General features: G+C 53.0%; 17 protein-coding genes. 9 read left to right on the top strand and 8 right to left on the bottom strand.

Annotated features, from left to right (window positions below; translation table 11 throughout):
• Positions 1-538 (bottom strand): helix-turn-helix domain-containing protein (locus NMC31_RS23360; RefSeq protein ID WP_253899241.1); only part of this gene is annotated, 538 nt, incomplete at its 3' end.
• Between the two features lie 102 nt (positions 539-640).
• Between NMC31_RS23360 and NMC31_RS23355 the strand changes: the two genes are divergently transcribed.
• Together NMC31_RS23355 and NMC31_RS23350 are read left to right on the top strand one after the other, a co-directional pair.
• Positions 641-1,306: an AzlC family ABC transporter permease gene (locus tag NMC31_RS23355; protein ID WP_149464243.1), complete on the top strand. Its 666-nt coding sequence runs from the start codon at positions 641-643 to the stop codon at positions 1,304-1,306.
• Positions 1,306-1,629: an AzlD domain-containing protein gene (locus NMC31_RS23350; RefSeq protein WP_253899240.1), complete on the top strand. Its 324-nt coding sequence runs from the start codon at positions 1,306-1,308 to the stop codon at positions 1,627-1,629. Before NMC31_RS23355 ends, NMC31_RS23350 begins: the two co-directional genes overlap by 1 nt.
• Before the next feature lie 43 nt (positions 1,630-1,672).
• On the opposite strand, the gene NMC31_RS23345 is transcribed toward NMC31_RS23350, so the two are convergent.
• Both NMC31_RS23345 and fdhD read right to left on the bottom strand, forming a co-directional pair.
• Positions 1,673-1,885, bottom strand: a complete 213-nt coding sequence (locus tag NMC31_RS23345; protein WP_108477066.1) for a YdgH/BhsA/McbA-like domain containing protein — start codon at positions 1,883-1,885, stop codon at positions 1,673-1,675.
• Between the two features lie 128 nt (positions 1,886-2,013).
• The gene (gene fdhD, locus NMC31_RS23340; RefSeq protein WP_436651087.1) at positions 2,014-2,805 is read right to left on the bottom strand and encodes a formate dehydrogenase accessory sulfurtransferase FdhD; all 792 of its coding nucleotides are present in this window, start codon (positions 2,803-2,805) and stop codon (positions 2,014-2,016) included.
• 462 nt (positions 2,806-3,267) lie between these two features.
• Here fdhD and fdnG point away from each other — a divergent pair, with 462 nt between their 5' ends.
• Genes fdnG through fdhE form a run of 4 tightly spaced genes read left to right on the top strand, consistent with a single transcriptional unit; the run spans position 3,268 to position 8,791 of the window.
• Positions 3,268-6,318, top strand: coding sequence for a formate dehydrogenase-N subunit alpha (fdnG, locus tag NMC31_RS23335; RefSeq protein WP_253899238.1), 3,051 nt, complete (start codon positions 3,268-3,270; stop codon positions 6,316-6,318).
• A 12-nt stretch (positions 6,319-6,330) separates the two neighbouring features.
• Positions 6,331-7,233: a formate dehydrogenase subunit beta gene (gene fdxH, locus NMC31_RS23330; RefSeq protein WP_149464253.1), complete on the top strand. Its 903-nt coding sequence runs from the start codon at positions 6,331-6,333 to the stop codon at positions 7,231-7,233.
• Positions 7,230-7,865, top strand: a complete 636-nt coding sequence (gene fdoI, locus NMC31_RS23325; RefSeq protein ID WP_149464254.1) for a formate dehydrogenase cytochrome b556 subunit — start codon at positions 7,230-7,232, stop codon at positions 7,863-7,865. Before fdxH ends, fdoI begins: the two co-directional genes overlap by 4 nt.
• Complete coding sequence (gene fdhE / locus NMC31_RS23320; RefSeq protein ID WP_149464255.1) at positions 7,862-8,791, top strand: formate dehydrogenase accessory protein FdhE; 930 nt, start codon at positions 7,862-7,864, stop codon at positions 8,789-8,791. The genes fdoI and fdhE overlap by 4 nt, the downstream gene beginning before the upstream one ends.
• 36 nt (positions 8,792-8,827) lie before the next feature.
• Here the strand turns inward: fdhE and NMC31_RS23315 are convergent, their stop codons facing one another.
• The 4 genes from NMC31_RS23315 to NMC31_RS23300 all read right to left on the bottom strand — a co-directional run bounded on the left by NMC31_RS23315 (position 8,828) and on the right by NMC31_RS23300 (position 10,566).
• Positions 8,828-9,202, bottom strand: coding sequence for a type II toxin-antitoxin system VapC family toxin (locus NMC31_RS23315; protein WP_231825851.1), 375 nt, complete (start codon positions 9,200-9,202; stop codon positions 8,828-8,830).
• Positions 9,202-9,444 carry a ribbon-helix-helix domain-containing protein gene (locus NMC31_RS23310; protein WP_253899244.1) on the bottom strand — a complete coding sequence of 81 codons (243 nt, stop codon included), beginning with the start codon at positions 9,442-9,444 and terminating at the stop codon, positions 9,202-9,204. The genes NMC31_RS23315 and NMC31_RS23310 overlap by 1 nt, the downstream gene beginning before the upstream one ends.
• Positions 9,445-9,963: 519 nt before the next feature.
• The gene (nadS, locus tag NMC31_RS23305) at positions 9,964-10,254 is read right to left on the bottom strand and encodes a NadS family protein (protein WP_253899237.1); all 291 of its coding nucleotides are present in this window, start codon (positions 10,252-10,254) and stop codon (positions 9,964-9,966) included.
• On the bottom strand, positions 10,255-10,566 hold the full coding sequence (locus NMC31_RS23300; RefSeq protein WP_253899236.1) for a type II toxin-antitoxin system RelE/ParE family toxin: 312 nt from the start codon (positions 10,564-10,566) through the stop codon (positions 10,255-10,257).
• Between the two features lie 228 nt (positions 10,567-10,794).
• Between NMC31_RS23300 and NMC31_RS23295 the strand changes: the two genes are divergently transcribed.
• The 3 genes from NMC31_RS23295 (at position 10,795) to NMC31_RS23285 (ending at position 12,560) form a co-directional block, all read left to right on the top strand.
• Positions 10,795-11,703 (top strand): alpha/beta hydrolase, encoded by a 909-nt coding sequence (locus tag NMC31_RS23295; protein ID WP_253899235.1) that lies wholly within the window; start codon positions 10,795-10,797, stop codon positions 11,701-11,703.
• A 96-nt stretch (positions 11,704-11,799) separates the two neighbouring features.
• Entirely contained in the window at positions 11,800-12,111 is a 312-nt protein-coding gene (locus NMC31_RS23290) for a type II toxin-antitoxin system HigB family toxin (RefSeq protein ID WP_253899234.1), read from the top strand.
• Entirely contained in the window at positions 12,108-12,560 is a 453-nt protein-coding gene (locus NMC31_RS23285) for a helix-turn-helix domain-containing protein (protein WP_495553256.1), read from the top strand. The genes NMC31_RS23290 and NMC31_RS23285 overlap by 4 nt, the downstream gene beginning before the upstream one ends.
• A gap of 2 nt (positions 12,561-12,562) precedes the next feature.
• Here the strand turns inward: NMC31_RS23285 and fabY are convergent, their stop codons facing one another.
• Positions 12,563-13,504, bottom strand: coding sequence for a fatty acid biosynthesis protein FabY (gene fabY / locus NMC31_RS23280; protein WP_188016886.1), 942 nt, complete (start codon positions 13,502-13,504; stop codon positions 12,563-12,565).
• Positions 13,505-13,507 lie beyond the last annotated feature (3 nt).

Below are 13,507 nucleotides of genomic sequence, written 5' to 3'. Positions count from 1 at the left end.
CAGCAACCAGAATCGCCAGGGTATCAGGCTCCAGCGCTTTAAAAATATGCGCCTGATCGCCAGGATAGCAGATGTAATCCCCCTCACTTAACTCTTCCGGCGCGTCGGTTAACCCAACCAGCGCGCGACCTTGCATCACAATAATATGCTCTACCGAACCAACAGGATGGGGTTGTGAGATACGATCCGCGCCTGGCTGCGTTGTCAGCAGATAGATATCGCGACGTGCGCCGGGCGGACAGGTTGCCAACAGCGTCGCCTGGTAGTTCGCCTGCTCCGCCAGCACTTTCACCCCTTCGCCCCGACGAATCACCTGCGTCTTCTGCACTTGTGGTTCGAGCAGACGGCTGAAAGGGATATCCAGCGCGACGCAGAGCGACCACAGCGTTTCCAGGCTAGGATTACCATTCCCTGCTTCAAGCTGGGAGAGCGTCGATTTCGCAATACCGGCACGACGGGCGATTTCCGCCAAAGACAGCCCTGTCCTCATACGCTCGCGTACCAGACTTTTTGCGATCACGCTGATTGGCTGCGTCATAATGCCACTCCATTTTTCTATTGATCGGACGAATTGATTATCTTGAAAAGGCCTTCTGTTGCGTTCATTATAATGGAAATTCGTTCGATATAGCCAATGATCATGTTCAAAAAACATTTTGGTTGCCTGAAAGGTGACACCTTAAAAGCGATTTTCCTGGTCTGTCTTGCGGTCGGGATCGTCGCAGTTTCCTACGGCTCGCTGGCAATGGCGTACGGTTTCCCGCTATGGGTACCGCTGATTCTTTCACTCACCGTACTGGCGGGCGCATCTGAATTTATGTTTATCGGTATCGTTGCCAGTGGCGGGAACCCACTCGCAGCAGCGGTAGCGGGACTGCTGGTTAACGCACGCCATTTCCCGTTTGGTATTACCGTCCGTGACCTGGTGGGCAAACGCATGCTGAGTTTTCTCGGCTGCCACATTATGAATGATGAGAGTGTCGTTTTTGGCCTATCACAACCGACCCCAGAACAACGTAAAGCGGCATTCTGGCTATGCGGGCTGGGTGTTGCTTTTGTTTGGCCTGCGGGAACGCTTCTGGGTGCGGGCGTCGGCAAACTTCTTCCCTCCCCGGAAACTATTGGCCTCGATGCCGTGTTCCCGGCCATTCTGCTGGCGTTAGTGCTTCCGGCACTGAAGAAAAGTAAAACGTCACTTATCCGCGCATCCAGCGGAGCGGCTATCTCACTGGCTTCCGTACCTTTCGCGCCGGTCGGTTTACCCGTCCTGCTTTCCATGCTCGGCTTACTGGCGAGGAGAAAATAATGGGCGATACCACACTGATTATTCTGGGAATCGCGCTGCTTTCTGCAGGTACCTATTTAATGCGCCTGGGCGGTGCGAAACTGGGCGGGCGTTTGCAGTTTTCTGAACGATCTCAGGCGCTGTTATCTGATGCCGCAACCACGTTGTTATTTGCCGTTGCGCTGGCAACCACCTTTTACGAAGGTGATCATTTTGCCGGTCTGGCACGTGTTCTGGGCGTGGGCTTCGCGGTATTTCTGGCGTGGAGAAAATGCCCGTTAATCGTGGTGATTTTCGCGGCGGCGATCGTGACGGGATTGTTGCGGTTGGCAGGAATACATTAAGAAAAAAGCGCCCCAAGGGCGCTCTTTCGACACTCACGTTGGCTTATTTATTCAGTTCTGCGGTCATGTGCACGCGGTTACCGGTAAAGGCCTGAGTAATTTTGTAAGACGATGCGCCAGCCTGTTCTGCTTTAGCGGCGATTTTTGCTTCAGCGCCGTCAAGCGTAGAAGCCGTGGCGGTAACAGTCTGTGCAGCGAAAGAACCAAAAGAAGCAGACAGAGCGATAACAGCGACAAAAGTTTTGATGCTTTTCATGATATAAACCCTTTCACTTAGTTGTTTGAGTAAGGCACCGTGCCTTGATTTGATAAATGATAGGTCGATTCATCACCAACTGAAAGCGGAATGATTTGCCGGTCTTAGTCAAAATTTTTGATTAAAAATCATTCACCCATTAAGCGCTGTGGATGCGTGTAAATCGTCGCTCTGCCAGGTTTGCAAAAACCCACCAGCGTCAGGTTGCAGCGTTCGGCAACGTCCACGGCAAGGGTCGTCGCGGCAGAGACCGCAAACAGGATCTCGACGCCGCACATGGCAGATTTCTGCACCATCTCATAGCTGGCGCGGCTGGAAACCAGCGCAGCGCCGTGTTGCCAAAGGTCACCCTCCTTCGCGCGATGACCCAGCAGTTTATCGAGCGCTACGTGACGACCCACATCTTCATGCCCACCCACCAGTTCGCCCGAGGGCATGACCCACGCCGCCGCGTGCGTACAGCCGGTTTCGCGGCCTACGGGCTGCACATCATTTAAATGTCTGAGCGCATGATCGAGATGTGAAAGGTCAAACGTTTGGGTAAAAGGCAACGGCTTGATGGGTTTACCGATGTCATTGAGCTGCTCAACACCGCAGACACCGCAGCCAGTACGCCCGGCCAGCGCTCGACGGCGCTCTTTAAGGCCCATAAAACGGCGGCTGGAGAGATCGATCTGCACTTCCAGGCCGTTGCAGGCCTGTGTGACTTCGATACCAAAAATTTCCCGTGGGTGCTCAATGATGCCTTCTGAAAGCGAAAAACCAATAGCAAAAGCTTCCAGATCTTTCGGCGTCGCCATCATGACGACGTGAGAGATGCCGTTGTAGACCAACGCAACGGGAATTTCTTCAGCAAGAATATCCTGAGTAGGTTGCATAATCTGTGGCCTTCTGAAGACAGAACGCTCGACGGCACCGATAAGCTGCGACGATGGTTTGACTTCATCTTTAACATTAAACACGGCAATTACTCTGAACAACGACGGAAAAGGAGAGGCGTCTATTCCATCACATCCGGAGGGAATCAGGGCTTATTATGGATCAAGTTTCTGGTGCAATAACACTCAATCTTCAGTTTTACTCATCCTTTCGTATCGAAAATCTCCGGAAAAGATAAATACCACCAATGAGTTAACCACGTTAAATGCATGGTATTTTTCGCGCGCAATGCGCTTTAAATGCGATCAAAATCACAATTCAATGTTAATACGCACAAATTCTGTTCACCCACCGTTAACCGCATTGGAACAAGCCTACCGAAATTGTGGTATTCTGAGTCAACGCCCTCCAGGAACTGAGGACGCTAACTATTCAGCATCTTTGCGGCGCACGCGGCGAAGAAAAATTACAAGCAATGACAATGTCGAAACAAGGAGCGAACCATGCAGGTCAGCAGAAGGCAGTTCTTTAAGATCTGCGCTGGCGGTATGGCAGGCACCACGGCAGCAGCGCTGGGATTTGCCCCCAGCGTTGCACTGGCGGAAACGCGGCAATATAAGCTGCTGCGCACCCGTGAAACCCGTAACACCTGCACATATTGTTCCGTCGGCTGTGGGCTGTTGATGTACAGCCTCGGCGATGGCGCAAAAAACGCTAAAGCGTCCATTTTCCATATCGAAGGCGATCCGGACCATCCGGTAAACCGTGGTGCGCTCTGCCCGAAAGGCGCTGGCCTGGTGGATTTTATCCACTCCGAAAGCCGCCTGAAATTCCCGGAATATCGCGCGCCTGGCTCCGATAAATGGCAGAAAATCAGTTGGGATGAGGCATTCGACCGCATCGCGAAACTGATGAAAGAAGACCGCGACGCCAACTACGTTGCACAGAATGCCGAAGGCGTGACCGTTAACCGCTGGCTCTCTACCGGGATGCTGTGTGCATCCGCGTCAAGCAATGAAACCGGCTATTTAACACAGAAATTCTCCCGCGCGCTGGGTATGCTCGCGGTCGACAACCAGGCGCGTGTCTGACACGGACCAACGGTAGCAAGTCTTGCTCCAACATTTGGTCGCGGTGCGATGACCAACCACTGGGTCGACATCAAGAACGCCAACCTTGTCGTGGTGATGGGCGGTAACGCCGCTGAAGCTCACCCCGTAGGGTTCCGCTGGGCGATGGAAGCGAAAATTCACAACGGCGCGAAGCTGATTGTTATCGATCCTCGTTTCACGCGTACGGCGTCGGTGGCCGACTTCTATGCGCCGATCCGTTCCGGTACTGACATTACGTTCCTGTCGGGCGTTATGCTGTACCTGCTGAACAACGAAAAATTCAACCGCGAATACACCGAAGCCTATACCAACGCCAGCCTGATCGTGCGCGAAGATTTTGGCTTTGAAGATGGTCTGTTCACCGGCTACGACGCGGAAAAACGCAAGTACGATAAAACCAGCTGGAACTACGAGCTGGATGAAAACGGCTTTGCCAAACGCGATACCACCTTGCAACACCCACGTTGTGTGTGGAACCTGCTGAAAAAGCACATTTCGCGTTATACGCCAGAGATGGTTGAGCAGATTTGTGGTACGCCGAAAGCCGACTTCCTGAAAGTGTGTGAGTACATCGCAGAAACCAGCGCGCATGATAAAACCGCGTCGTTCCTGTATGCCCTCGGCTGGACGCAGCACTCTATTGGCGCGCAGAACATCCGCACCATGGCGATGATCCAGCTGCTGCTTGGCAACATGGGGATGGCGGGCGGCGGCGTGAACGCCCTGCGCGGTCACTCCAACATTCAGGGTCTGACCGACCTTGGCCTGCTGTCACAAAGCCTGCCGGGCTACATGACGCTGCCAAGCGAGAAACAAACCGACCTGCAAACCTACCTTGCCGCCAACACGCCGAAACCGCTGCTGGAAGGCCAGGTGAACTACTGGGGCAACTACCCGAAATTCTTCGTCTCGATGATGAAAGCCTTCTTTGGCGACAAAGCGACGAAAGAGAACGACTGGGGCTTCGACCTGCTGCCTAAGTGGGACAAAGGTTACGACGTTCTGCAATATTTCGAGATGATGAACCAGGGTCTGGTGAACGGCTATATCTGTCAGGGCTTCAACCCGGTGGCGTCGTTCCCGAACAAAAACAAAGTGGTCGCATCACTGTCGAAACTGAAGTTCCTGGTGACCATCGATCCGCTCAATACCGAGACCTCTACCTTCTGGCAGAACCACGGTGAGTCGAACGATGTCGATCCATCAAAGATTCAGACCGAAGTGTTCCGTTTGCCTTCTACCTGCTTCGCGGAAGAGAACGGCTCGATCGTCAACTCTGGCCGCTGGTTGCAGTGGCACTGGAAAGGCGCGGACGGCCCGGGCGAATCCATCACCGATGGCGAAATCCTTGCCGGTATCTTCCTGCGTCTGCGCAAGATGTATGCCGAACAGGGCGGCGCGAACCCGGACCAGGTACTGAGCATGACGTGGAACTACTCCACGCCGCATGAGCCGAAGTCCGAAGAAGTGGCGATGGAAAGCAACGGAAAAGCGCTGGCCGATATTATCGACCCGGCAACCGGTGCGGTGCTGGTGGAAAAAGGCCAGTTACTCAGTACGTTCGCCCATCTGCGCGATGACGGCACCACCTCAAGCGGTTGCTGGATCTTCGCCGGTAGCTGGACGCCAGAAGGCAACCAGATGGCGCGTCGCGATAACGCTGACCCGTCAGGCCTCGGTAATACGCTCGGCTGGGCATGGGCGTGGCCGCTCAACCGCCGCATTCTGTATAACCGTGCATCCGCTGACCCACAGGGTAATCCGTGGGATCCAAAACGTCAGATCCTGAAATGGGATGGCGCGAAATGGGGCGGTATGGATATTCCTGACTACAGTGCCGCCGCACCTGGCAGCAACGTTGGGCCGTTCATCATGCAGCCGGAAGGGATGGGTCGCCTGTTTGCCCTCGATAAGATGGCGGAAGGTCCATTCCCGGAACACTACGAGCCGTTTGAAACGCCGCTGGGGACCAACCCGCTGCACCCGAACGTTATCTCAAACCCTGCCGCCCGTATCTTTAAAGGCGACGCAGAAGCGCTGGGTAAAGCCGATAAGTTCCCGTACGTGGGCACCACCTATCGTCTGACCGAGCACTTCCACTACTGGACCAAGCATGCGCTGCTTAATGCCATCGCACAGCCGGAACAGTTCGTGGAGATTGGCGAGAAGCTGGCGAATAAACTCGGCATCGCCCATGGCGATACCGTGAAGGTTTCCTCCAACCGTGGCTACATCAAGGCCAAGGCGGTGGTCACCAAACGTATTCGCACGCTGAAAGCGGACGGAAAAGACATTGATACCATCGGTATTCCAATCCACTGGGGCTATGAAGGGGTTGCGAAAAAAGGCTTTATTGCCAACACGTTAACGCCATTCGTCGGTGATGCGAACACGCAGACGCCGGAGTTTAAGTCCTTCCTCGTAAACGTGGAAAAGGTGTAACGGAGACGACCTATGGCTTATCAATCTCAAGACATCATCCGTCGTTCCGCGACTAACGGTTTCACCCCCGCGCCTCAGGCGCGGGACCACCAGCAGGAAGTGGCGAAGCTCATCGACGTGACCACCTGTATCGGCTGTAAAGCCTGTCAGGTGGCGTGCTCAGAGTGGAACGACATCCGTGATGAGATCGGCAGTAACGTCGGGGTGTACGACAACCCGGCGGATCTGACCGCCAAATCCTGGACGGTGATGCGTTTCTCGGAAGTGGAGCAGAACGACAAACTGGAATGGCTTATCCGCAAAGACGGCTGTATGCACTGCGCGGATCCGGGCTGCCTGAAGGCGTGCCCGGCTGAAGGGGCTATCATTCAGTACGCTAACGGCATCGTCGACTTCCAGTCTGAACAGTGCATCGGCTGCGGCTACTGCATCGCGGGTTGCCCGTTCAACGTGCCGCGTCTGAACCCGGAAGACAACCGCGTCTACAAATGTACGCTGTGCGTTGACCGCGTGAACGTCGGGCAGGAACCTGCATGCGTGAAAACCTGCCCAACCGGCGCTATCCACTTTGGCTCTAAAGAGGATATGAAAGCGCTGGCGGGCGAGCGCGTCGCCGAGCTGAATACCCGCGGTTACGAAAACGCCGGGCTGTACGATCCAGCGGGCGTTGGCGGTACACACGTGATGTACGTGCTGCACCACGCCGACAAGCCGAATCTGTACCACGGCCTGCCGGAGAACCCGGAAATCAGCGCTACGGTGAAATTCTGGAAAGGTATCTGGAAACCACTGGCGGCGGTCGGTTTTGCCGCAACGTTTGCAGCGAGCATTTTCCACTACGTCGGTGTCGGCCCGAACCGTGCGGAAGAGGAAGAAGACAATCTGCATGAAGAGAAAGACGAGGTGCGCAAATGAAACGACGTGACACCATCGTGCGCTACACCGCGCCGGAACGTATCAACCACTGGGTCACCGCCTTCTGCTTCATCCTGGCGGCGGTGAGCGGGCTGGGGTTCTTTTTCCCCTCCTTCAACTGGCTGATGCAAATTATGGGGACACCGCAACTGGCGCGTATTCTGCACCCGTTCGTGGGCGTCATCATGTTTGCCTCGTTTATCATCATGTTTTTCCGTTACTGGCACCACAATCTAATCAATCGGGATGATATCTTTTGGGCGAAGAATATTCGTAAGATCGTCGTCAACGAGGAAGTGGGTGACACCGGGCGTTATAACTTCGGCCAGAAATGCGTATTCTGGGCGGCGATTATCTTCCTGGTCCTGCTGCTGGTAAGCGGTGTGATTATCTGGCGTCCGTACTTTGCGCCTGCTTTCTCAATCCCGGTGATCCGATTTGCGTTAATGCTGCATTCATTTGCCGCAGTAGCGTTAATTGTGGTTATCATGGTGCATATCTACGCCGCCCTTTGGGTGAAAGGCACCATTACCGCGATGGTGGAAGGATGGGTTACCAGTACGTGGGCGAAGAAACATCACCCGCGCTGGTACCGTGAAGTCCGCCAGAAACAGGAAAAGTCATCTGAATGAGTATTCGCATAATCCCGCAAGATGAGCTGGGTTCGAGCGAGAAACGCACGGCGGAGTATATTCCGCCGTTGTTATTCCCCAGACTCAAGAACCTCTACAACCGCCGCGCCGATCGTCTGCGCGAGCTGGCCGAGAACAATCCGCTGGGTGATTACCTGCGCTTCGCCGCGCTGATTGCCCACGCGCAGGAAGTGGTGCTGTACGACCATCCATTACAGATGGACCTTACCGCGCGAATCAAAGAAGCGAACGACCAGGGCAAACCGCCGCTGGATATTCACGTTCTGCCGCGCGATAAACACTGGCATACCCTGCTGCACTCGATGATTGCCGAGCTGAAACCGGAAATGACCGGGCCGGCATTAGCGGTTATCGAGAATCTGGAAAAGGCGTCTGAGCAAGAACTGGAGCAGATGGCCAGTGCGCTGTTTGCGTCAGACTTTGCGTCAGTGAGCAGCGATAAAGCGCCGTTTATCTGGGCAGCCTTGTCGCTCTATTGGGCGCAAATGGCCAGCCTGATCCCGGGCAAAGCCCGCGCAGAATACGGTGAACAGCGCCAGTACTGCCCGGTGTGCGGCTCAATGCCCGTTTCCAGCATGGTGCAAATTGGCACGACGCAGGGCCTGCGTTATCTGCACTGCAACCTGTGTGAAACCGAGTGGCACGTGGTGCGCGTGAAATGCAGCAACTGCGAGCAGAGCCGCGATTTGCACTACTGGTCTTTGGATAACGAGCAGGCGGCCATCAAAGCGGAAAGCTGCGGCGACTGCGGCACTTACCTGAAGATTTTGTATCAGGAAAAAGACCCGAAAGTGGAAGCCGTTGCCGACGACCTCGCCTCACTGGTGCTGGATGCGCGTATGGAGCAAGAAGGGTTCGCCCGCAGCTCCATCAACCCGTTCCTGTTCCCGGGAGAGGGGGAATAAACCTTCTGCATTATCGGGCGGCGCGAGTCGCCCGATTTACAGTTCATAGGGTGTTACAACGCCCACGATATCTTTAAAGTCTTTTGTATTTCTGGTGACCAGTTCGAGACGATGTACTTGCGCGGTCGCCAGAATAATCGCATCCGGGAGTTTCATCCCATACTCTTGCCTTAAAGCAACGCTTCGCTCGGCTATCGCCTGTGATACCCCAATAATATTAAAAGCGCTCATCGCAACGCGCGTACGGTGCTCTTGATTATACTTTTTGGCACCAACCATCACTTCCATCCACGTGACGATACTAATCGCATTCTGCGGCGGCCAGGCATCTAGCGCTTGTTTTGCCTCGCGTCGCCCACTAAATAGATCGATTAAAATATTGGTGTCAAAAAGTGCCGATCCATTAGTCATTACCACTCCTCACGAAGCTTGCGCTGGTATTCAACACCATCTTCTTCACATCCCTGCCACAAGCCTAGTGCGCTGGAAATCGTTGTTTCCGCCTGATCTTGTCTTTCCAGGTACTGTTCAACGGCCTCTCGTAACAGCTCCGCGCGTGGAAGGTTGCGCTGCACTTTGAGATCGTCCAGTCGTTTAATCACATCATCTGATAAATCGAGTAAAATTCTGCCCATATCCAGCCCAATCATCACGCTCATATATACCTCCAGTATATCAAGAAAGATCAAATCATGAGCAATCTACCTCCGACAAATAGTAAAGAGAAGAACGTATTCTTTGAGTTTTTAATTTCTGCGAGCCGCTTTCCAGACGGGATGTATGTGTTTCATTCCAGGCGTTAAAAACAAAAAAAGCCGCTGATTTTTACCACCAGCAGCTCTTTGCTGAACATTGCCAGGCTGAAACTATCCTTAATCCGCAAACCGTGCTCGGGCACGGATTTCCTGCATACACGGGCCAAAATGAAAACGTCGGTGTCCGCACATCCAGCATGAGCAACCGCAAGGCGTACGCAGAGATACACCAACCGCTCTAACACTTCCGTCACCAGCAGTATGATAATGACGGCGAATTTTTATTAATCTCGCCCTATGATGACGACGTTCAGCTCGATTTCGGGCCATGACAAAACTCCTGAACAGGCGGCACTATGCCGCTTTCACATGAGTTCTGAATGCCTCTGTTTTCTGCTTGCCATATCTTTCACTTCCTTAACGACTCAACGCCTGAATAACATGCTGTGGATCGTTAGCAATTGCACGTAGCAATGCTTGCGCAGGCCCGGTGGGTGAACGGCGGCCTTGTTCCCAGTTGCGCAGAGTATCAACGCTGACGGATATCAGTTCAGCAAACTTAGATTGAGATAAACCAGATGCATGACGAATCTCTTTAATTTTAAGCGCATCAATGTGGAAAACCCGGGAAGGTTTACGCTCACCAGCAACAATCTCATTCATCTGAGCCATGCTTTGCGCTAACCGCCCGAACAGCGCTTTATCCATCTACCACCTCGCATTTAACATTCGTAGCATCGCCTTTTCCTGGGCGGTAAGATCATCTTTAATTCCCTTTTTATAGATTAGCAGGAATCGGATCTCACTCTCTGAAGCGCGATAGTAATAAATAACGCGCACACCGCCCCGCTTTCCTGTTCCTTCCGCTATCCAGCGAATTTTTCGCAAACCGCCCGTATCTGGAATGACATCTCCATGAAGAGGATTCAATGTGAGAAAAACCTGGAGACGACCGTATTCATCGTCATTCAATAGCTTTTGAACATCTTCAGTAAAAAAATCCGTTTCGATGAAGATCATAATAATACGCCAGTGGCTTAGAGTGACAAATCTTTAATGTACGCCATTGACGTACATCATTTATTGAATAGCCTACCGCCCTAAAATCAGCAAAACCACATTCTCGCGCTCTCAATTTCCCTTCTGCGAGCCGCTTTCCAAAATTCATACTTATCGCTTCCCCCTCTTCCCATCCGTCAAAAGCGAGCGTATAAAACTGTACATTCATACAGCAAAAAGGATTTCAACATGGTGCTGGAAAAAGGTATCGCTGAGCAGGTTGAGGCGTTTATTGCCGCGGGCCGCCCCTCTTCACGTCAGCAGAGTATTGATGACCGGAGGGCGGGCTATCTCGCCAGTGCGGTCCTGGCGGGTGAAACGGAGCCGTTCGTCTCTATCCAGACTATTGAGCTGGAAGAGATGACGTTTCGCGTCTATTCGCCACTACAAAGTCCGGCGCATCTTCCGACGGTTATCTACTACCACGGCGGCTGTTTTATCAGCGGCGGCTTTGCTACGCATGATAATCAGCTGCGTCAGTTGGCGGTGTATGGCGGGTGTCGGGTCATTGCGGTGCAGTATCGATTAGCGCCTGAATACACCTTTCCTGCCGCGCATGATGATGCGCAACGGGGAGCGGAGTTGGTGTGGCAACATGCCGAGCTATTTGGTGTAGATAAAAATCATATTACCCTGGCTGGTGATAGCGCAGGCGGGCATCTGGCACTGGTCACGGCGCTAAGGCTCAAGGCAGCAGGTTCCTGGCAACCCAAACAACTTATCCTGATTTACCCTATGGTGGATGCGACAGCTCATTTCGAAAGCTATGTCCGCAACGGAAAGGATTACATCATTACCCGCGACACGCTGCTGAGCGGATATGAAATTTATCTACCGGACGTCGATCGACGCCATCCGGAGGCCAGCCCGCTGTGGCGAGATGATTTCAGCGGCCTGCCGTCCGTGCATATCATCACCGCAGAATTTGACCCGTTATGCGATGAAGGTAAGGCGCTGTATCAGCGAATGACGGAACAAGGCGTGGCGTGCACCTGTCAGCAGTATCTTGGTGTGATTCATGGCTTCTTTCAGTTGGGTGGAATCAGCCTCGCGGCAAGAGATGCCGTGAGAGATGTGGCGTACCGGGTGGGGAGGTAATTCCGGATACAGACTTCACTCTGTTTTCAACTTGAAAACATCGTATTCCGCGCTACACTGTTTTCAGGTTGAAAACTTCAGTAGGGAAACTGAAGTATGCACGTTATCAACCGAAAGCCTTTCAATGAGGCGATAGAGCATTTTCCGCATTGCGCTCAAGCGATAGCAGACTTATTAAGTGTGCTCGAAAAGAGAAGCTTCAATACACCGCTCGAAATGCGAGAGCAGCTCACTTCACTGGATAACTTTAAATACAGAAACAAATGGTGGGTCATCGATATCGCCGGTAATCATCTGAGGCTCATCGCCTACATCGATTTCAGGCTGCAGAAGCTTTTCGTAAAGCATATTGTCACCCATCTGGAATATGAAAGACTGAATCACTTCTATCGAGGTCATAAAGAATGAAGATGAGGCATACTCAGGTGCTGAATAATGGACATGCCGAGGAGTTAGTGAATGCCTTTATGCTGGCATTGCAGTCCATTCCCTTAATGGGAAAGACGAGTAATGAGAGAGAATACCTTAAGGCACTGGAACTCATTGAATTTCTTGTTGATCGAGACCAGATAGACAACCCTTTATTTGAGCTACTCTCGTCAAAAATCCATCAGTATGAACAGCATGCTCCTGAATTTTCACATCTCAATAATGTGCTGGACGATACGCCTGGCGGCGTTGCGATGCTACGCACGCTGATGGATCAAAATGGGCTTAAACCCGCTGATTTAGCCAATGAGCTGGGTTCAAAATCCAATATCAGCAACATCCTCAATGGCCGCAGATCGCTAACCGTTCGACATATCAAAGCTCTTTCAGAACGTTTTAACCTCCCTGCCGAAACTTTTATCGATTGAGGCTACTCCTCCTCATTCCCCCCTTCCTCGAATGCGCCAAACGGCTTCGCGGGAAGCACGATGAAAGTCCCGTCAAATACGGCACCAGGGTTGTCATCACCGGACAACTCTACCAGCAGCTGCACGCGCGCTTTGCGCCCTCGCGCCAACCGATCAAGGTCGCCGCTTAGTGAGCCGAGATCGGCTACCGCCTGCGGCTTGCCGCTGATGGGATGACTGTAACGAATATGCGCATCGGCAAGGATGATAGTGCCACCCAGATGGCGTTCGCGCAGCATCAGCCAGATGAGCCCCCAACCGGTGAGCGTCGCCAGAGAAAACAGACTGCCGGCAAACAGCGTATGGTGCGGATTTTGATTGCCCGTCTCGGGCATGGTGGTGATAAATTTCTGCCCGGTATACTGCTGAATACGCACGCCCATCTTTTCGCTGAGCGGGATATGCTCATACCAGGCCTGTTGAAGCTGGCCGCACCAGTCTCCGCGATGCAGAATGTCATCCAGCGAGGCTACTGGTTTTATCATCAGAAAATGGCGAATGGGTGTGGTGGTGGGCGTAGTGATTTCGCCCTGATTTACGAATCCGAGCTTGGCAAAGAATTCGACCGCATCTTCGCGCGCGCTACAGGTTACGCGCTTAACGCCTTCCTGACGCGCGACGGACTCCAGCGTCATCGCCATCAGCGTACCAAGGCCTTTATCCTGCACGGACGGGTGCACCGCCATAAAACGAATCGAGGCTTCAAAATCGGCATTGATGTAGAGACGCCCGATCGCGACCAGATTGCCCTCTTCATCCACCACCATTTGATGATGCGCCATCGCATCCCAGGCATCGCGCTCAGAACCTTTCGGCTGATGAAGGGGTTTACGCAGCATTTCCCAGCGGAACTGGTAGTAGCGGTCTAACTCTTCTTCCGTTTGCGGCACTCGAAGATGATACATAGC

The organism is Pseudocitrobacter vendiensis (assembly GCF_943590815.1).
Lineage (GTDB): Bacteria > Pseudomonadota > Gammaproteobacteria > Enterobacterales > Enterobacteriaceae > Pseudocitrobacter > Pseudocitrobacter vendiensis.
This window is presented reverse-complemented; position numbering and strand designations above follow the sequence as displayed.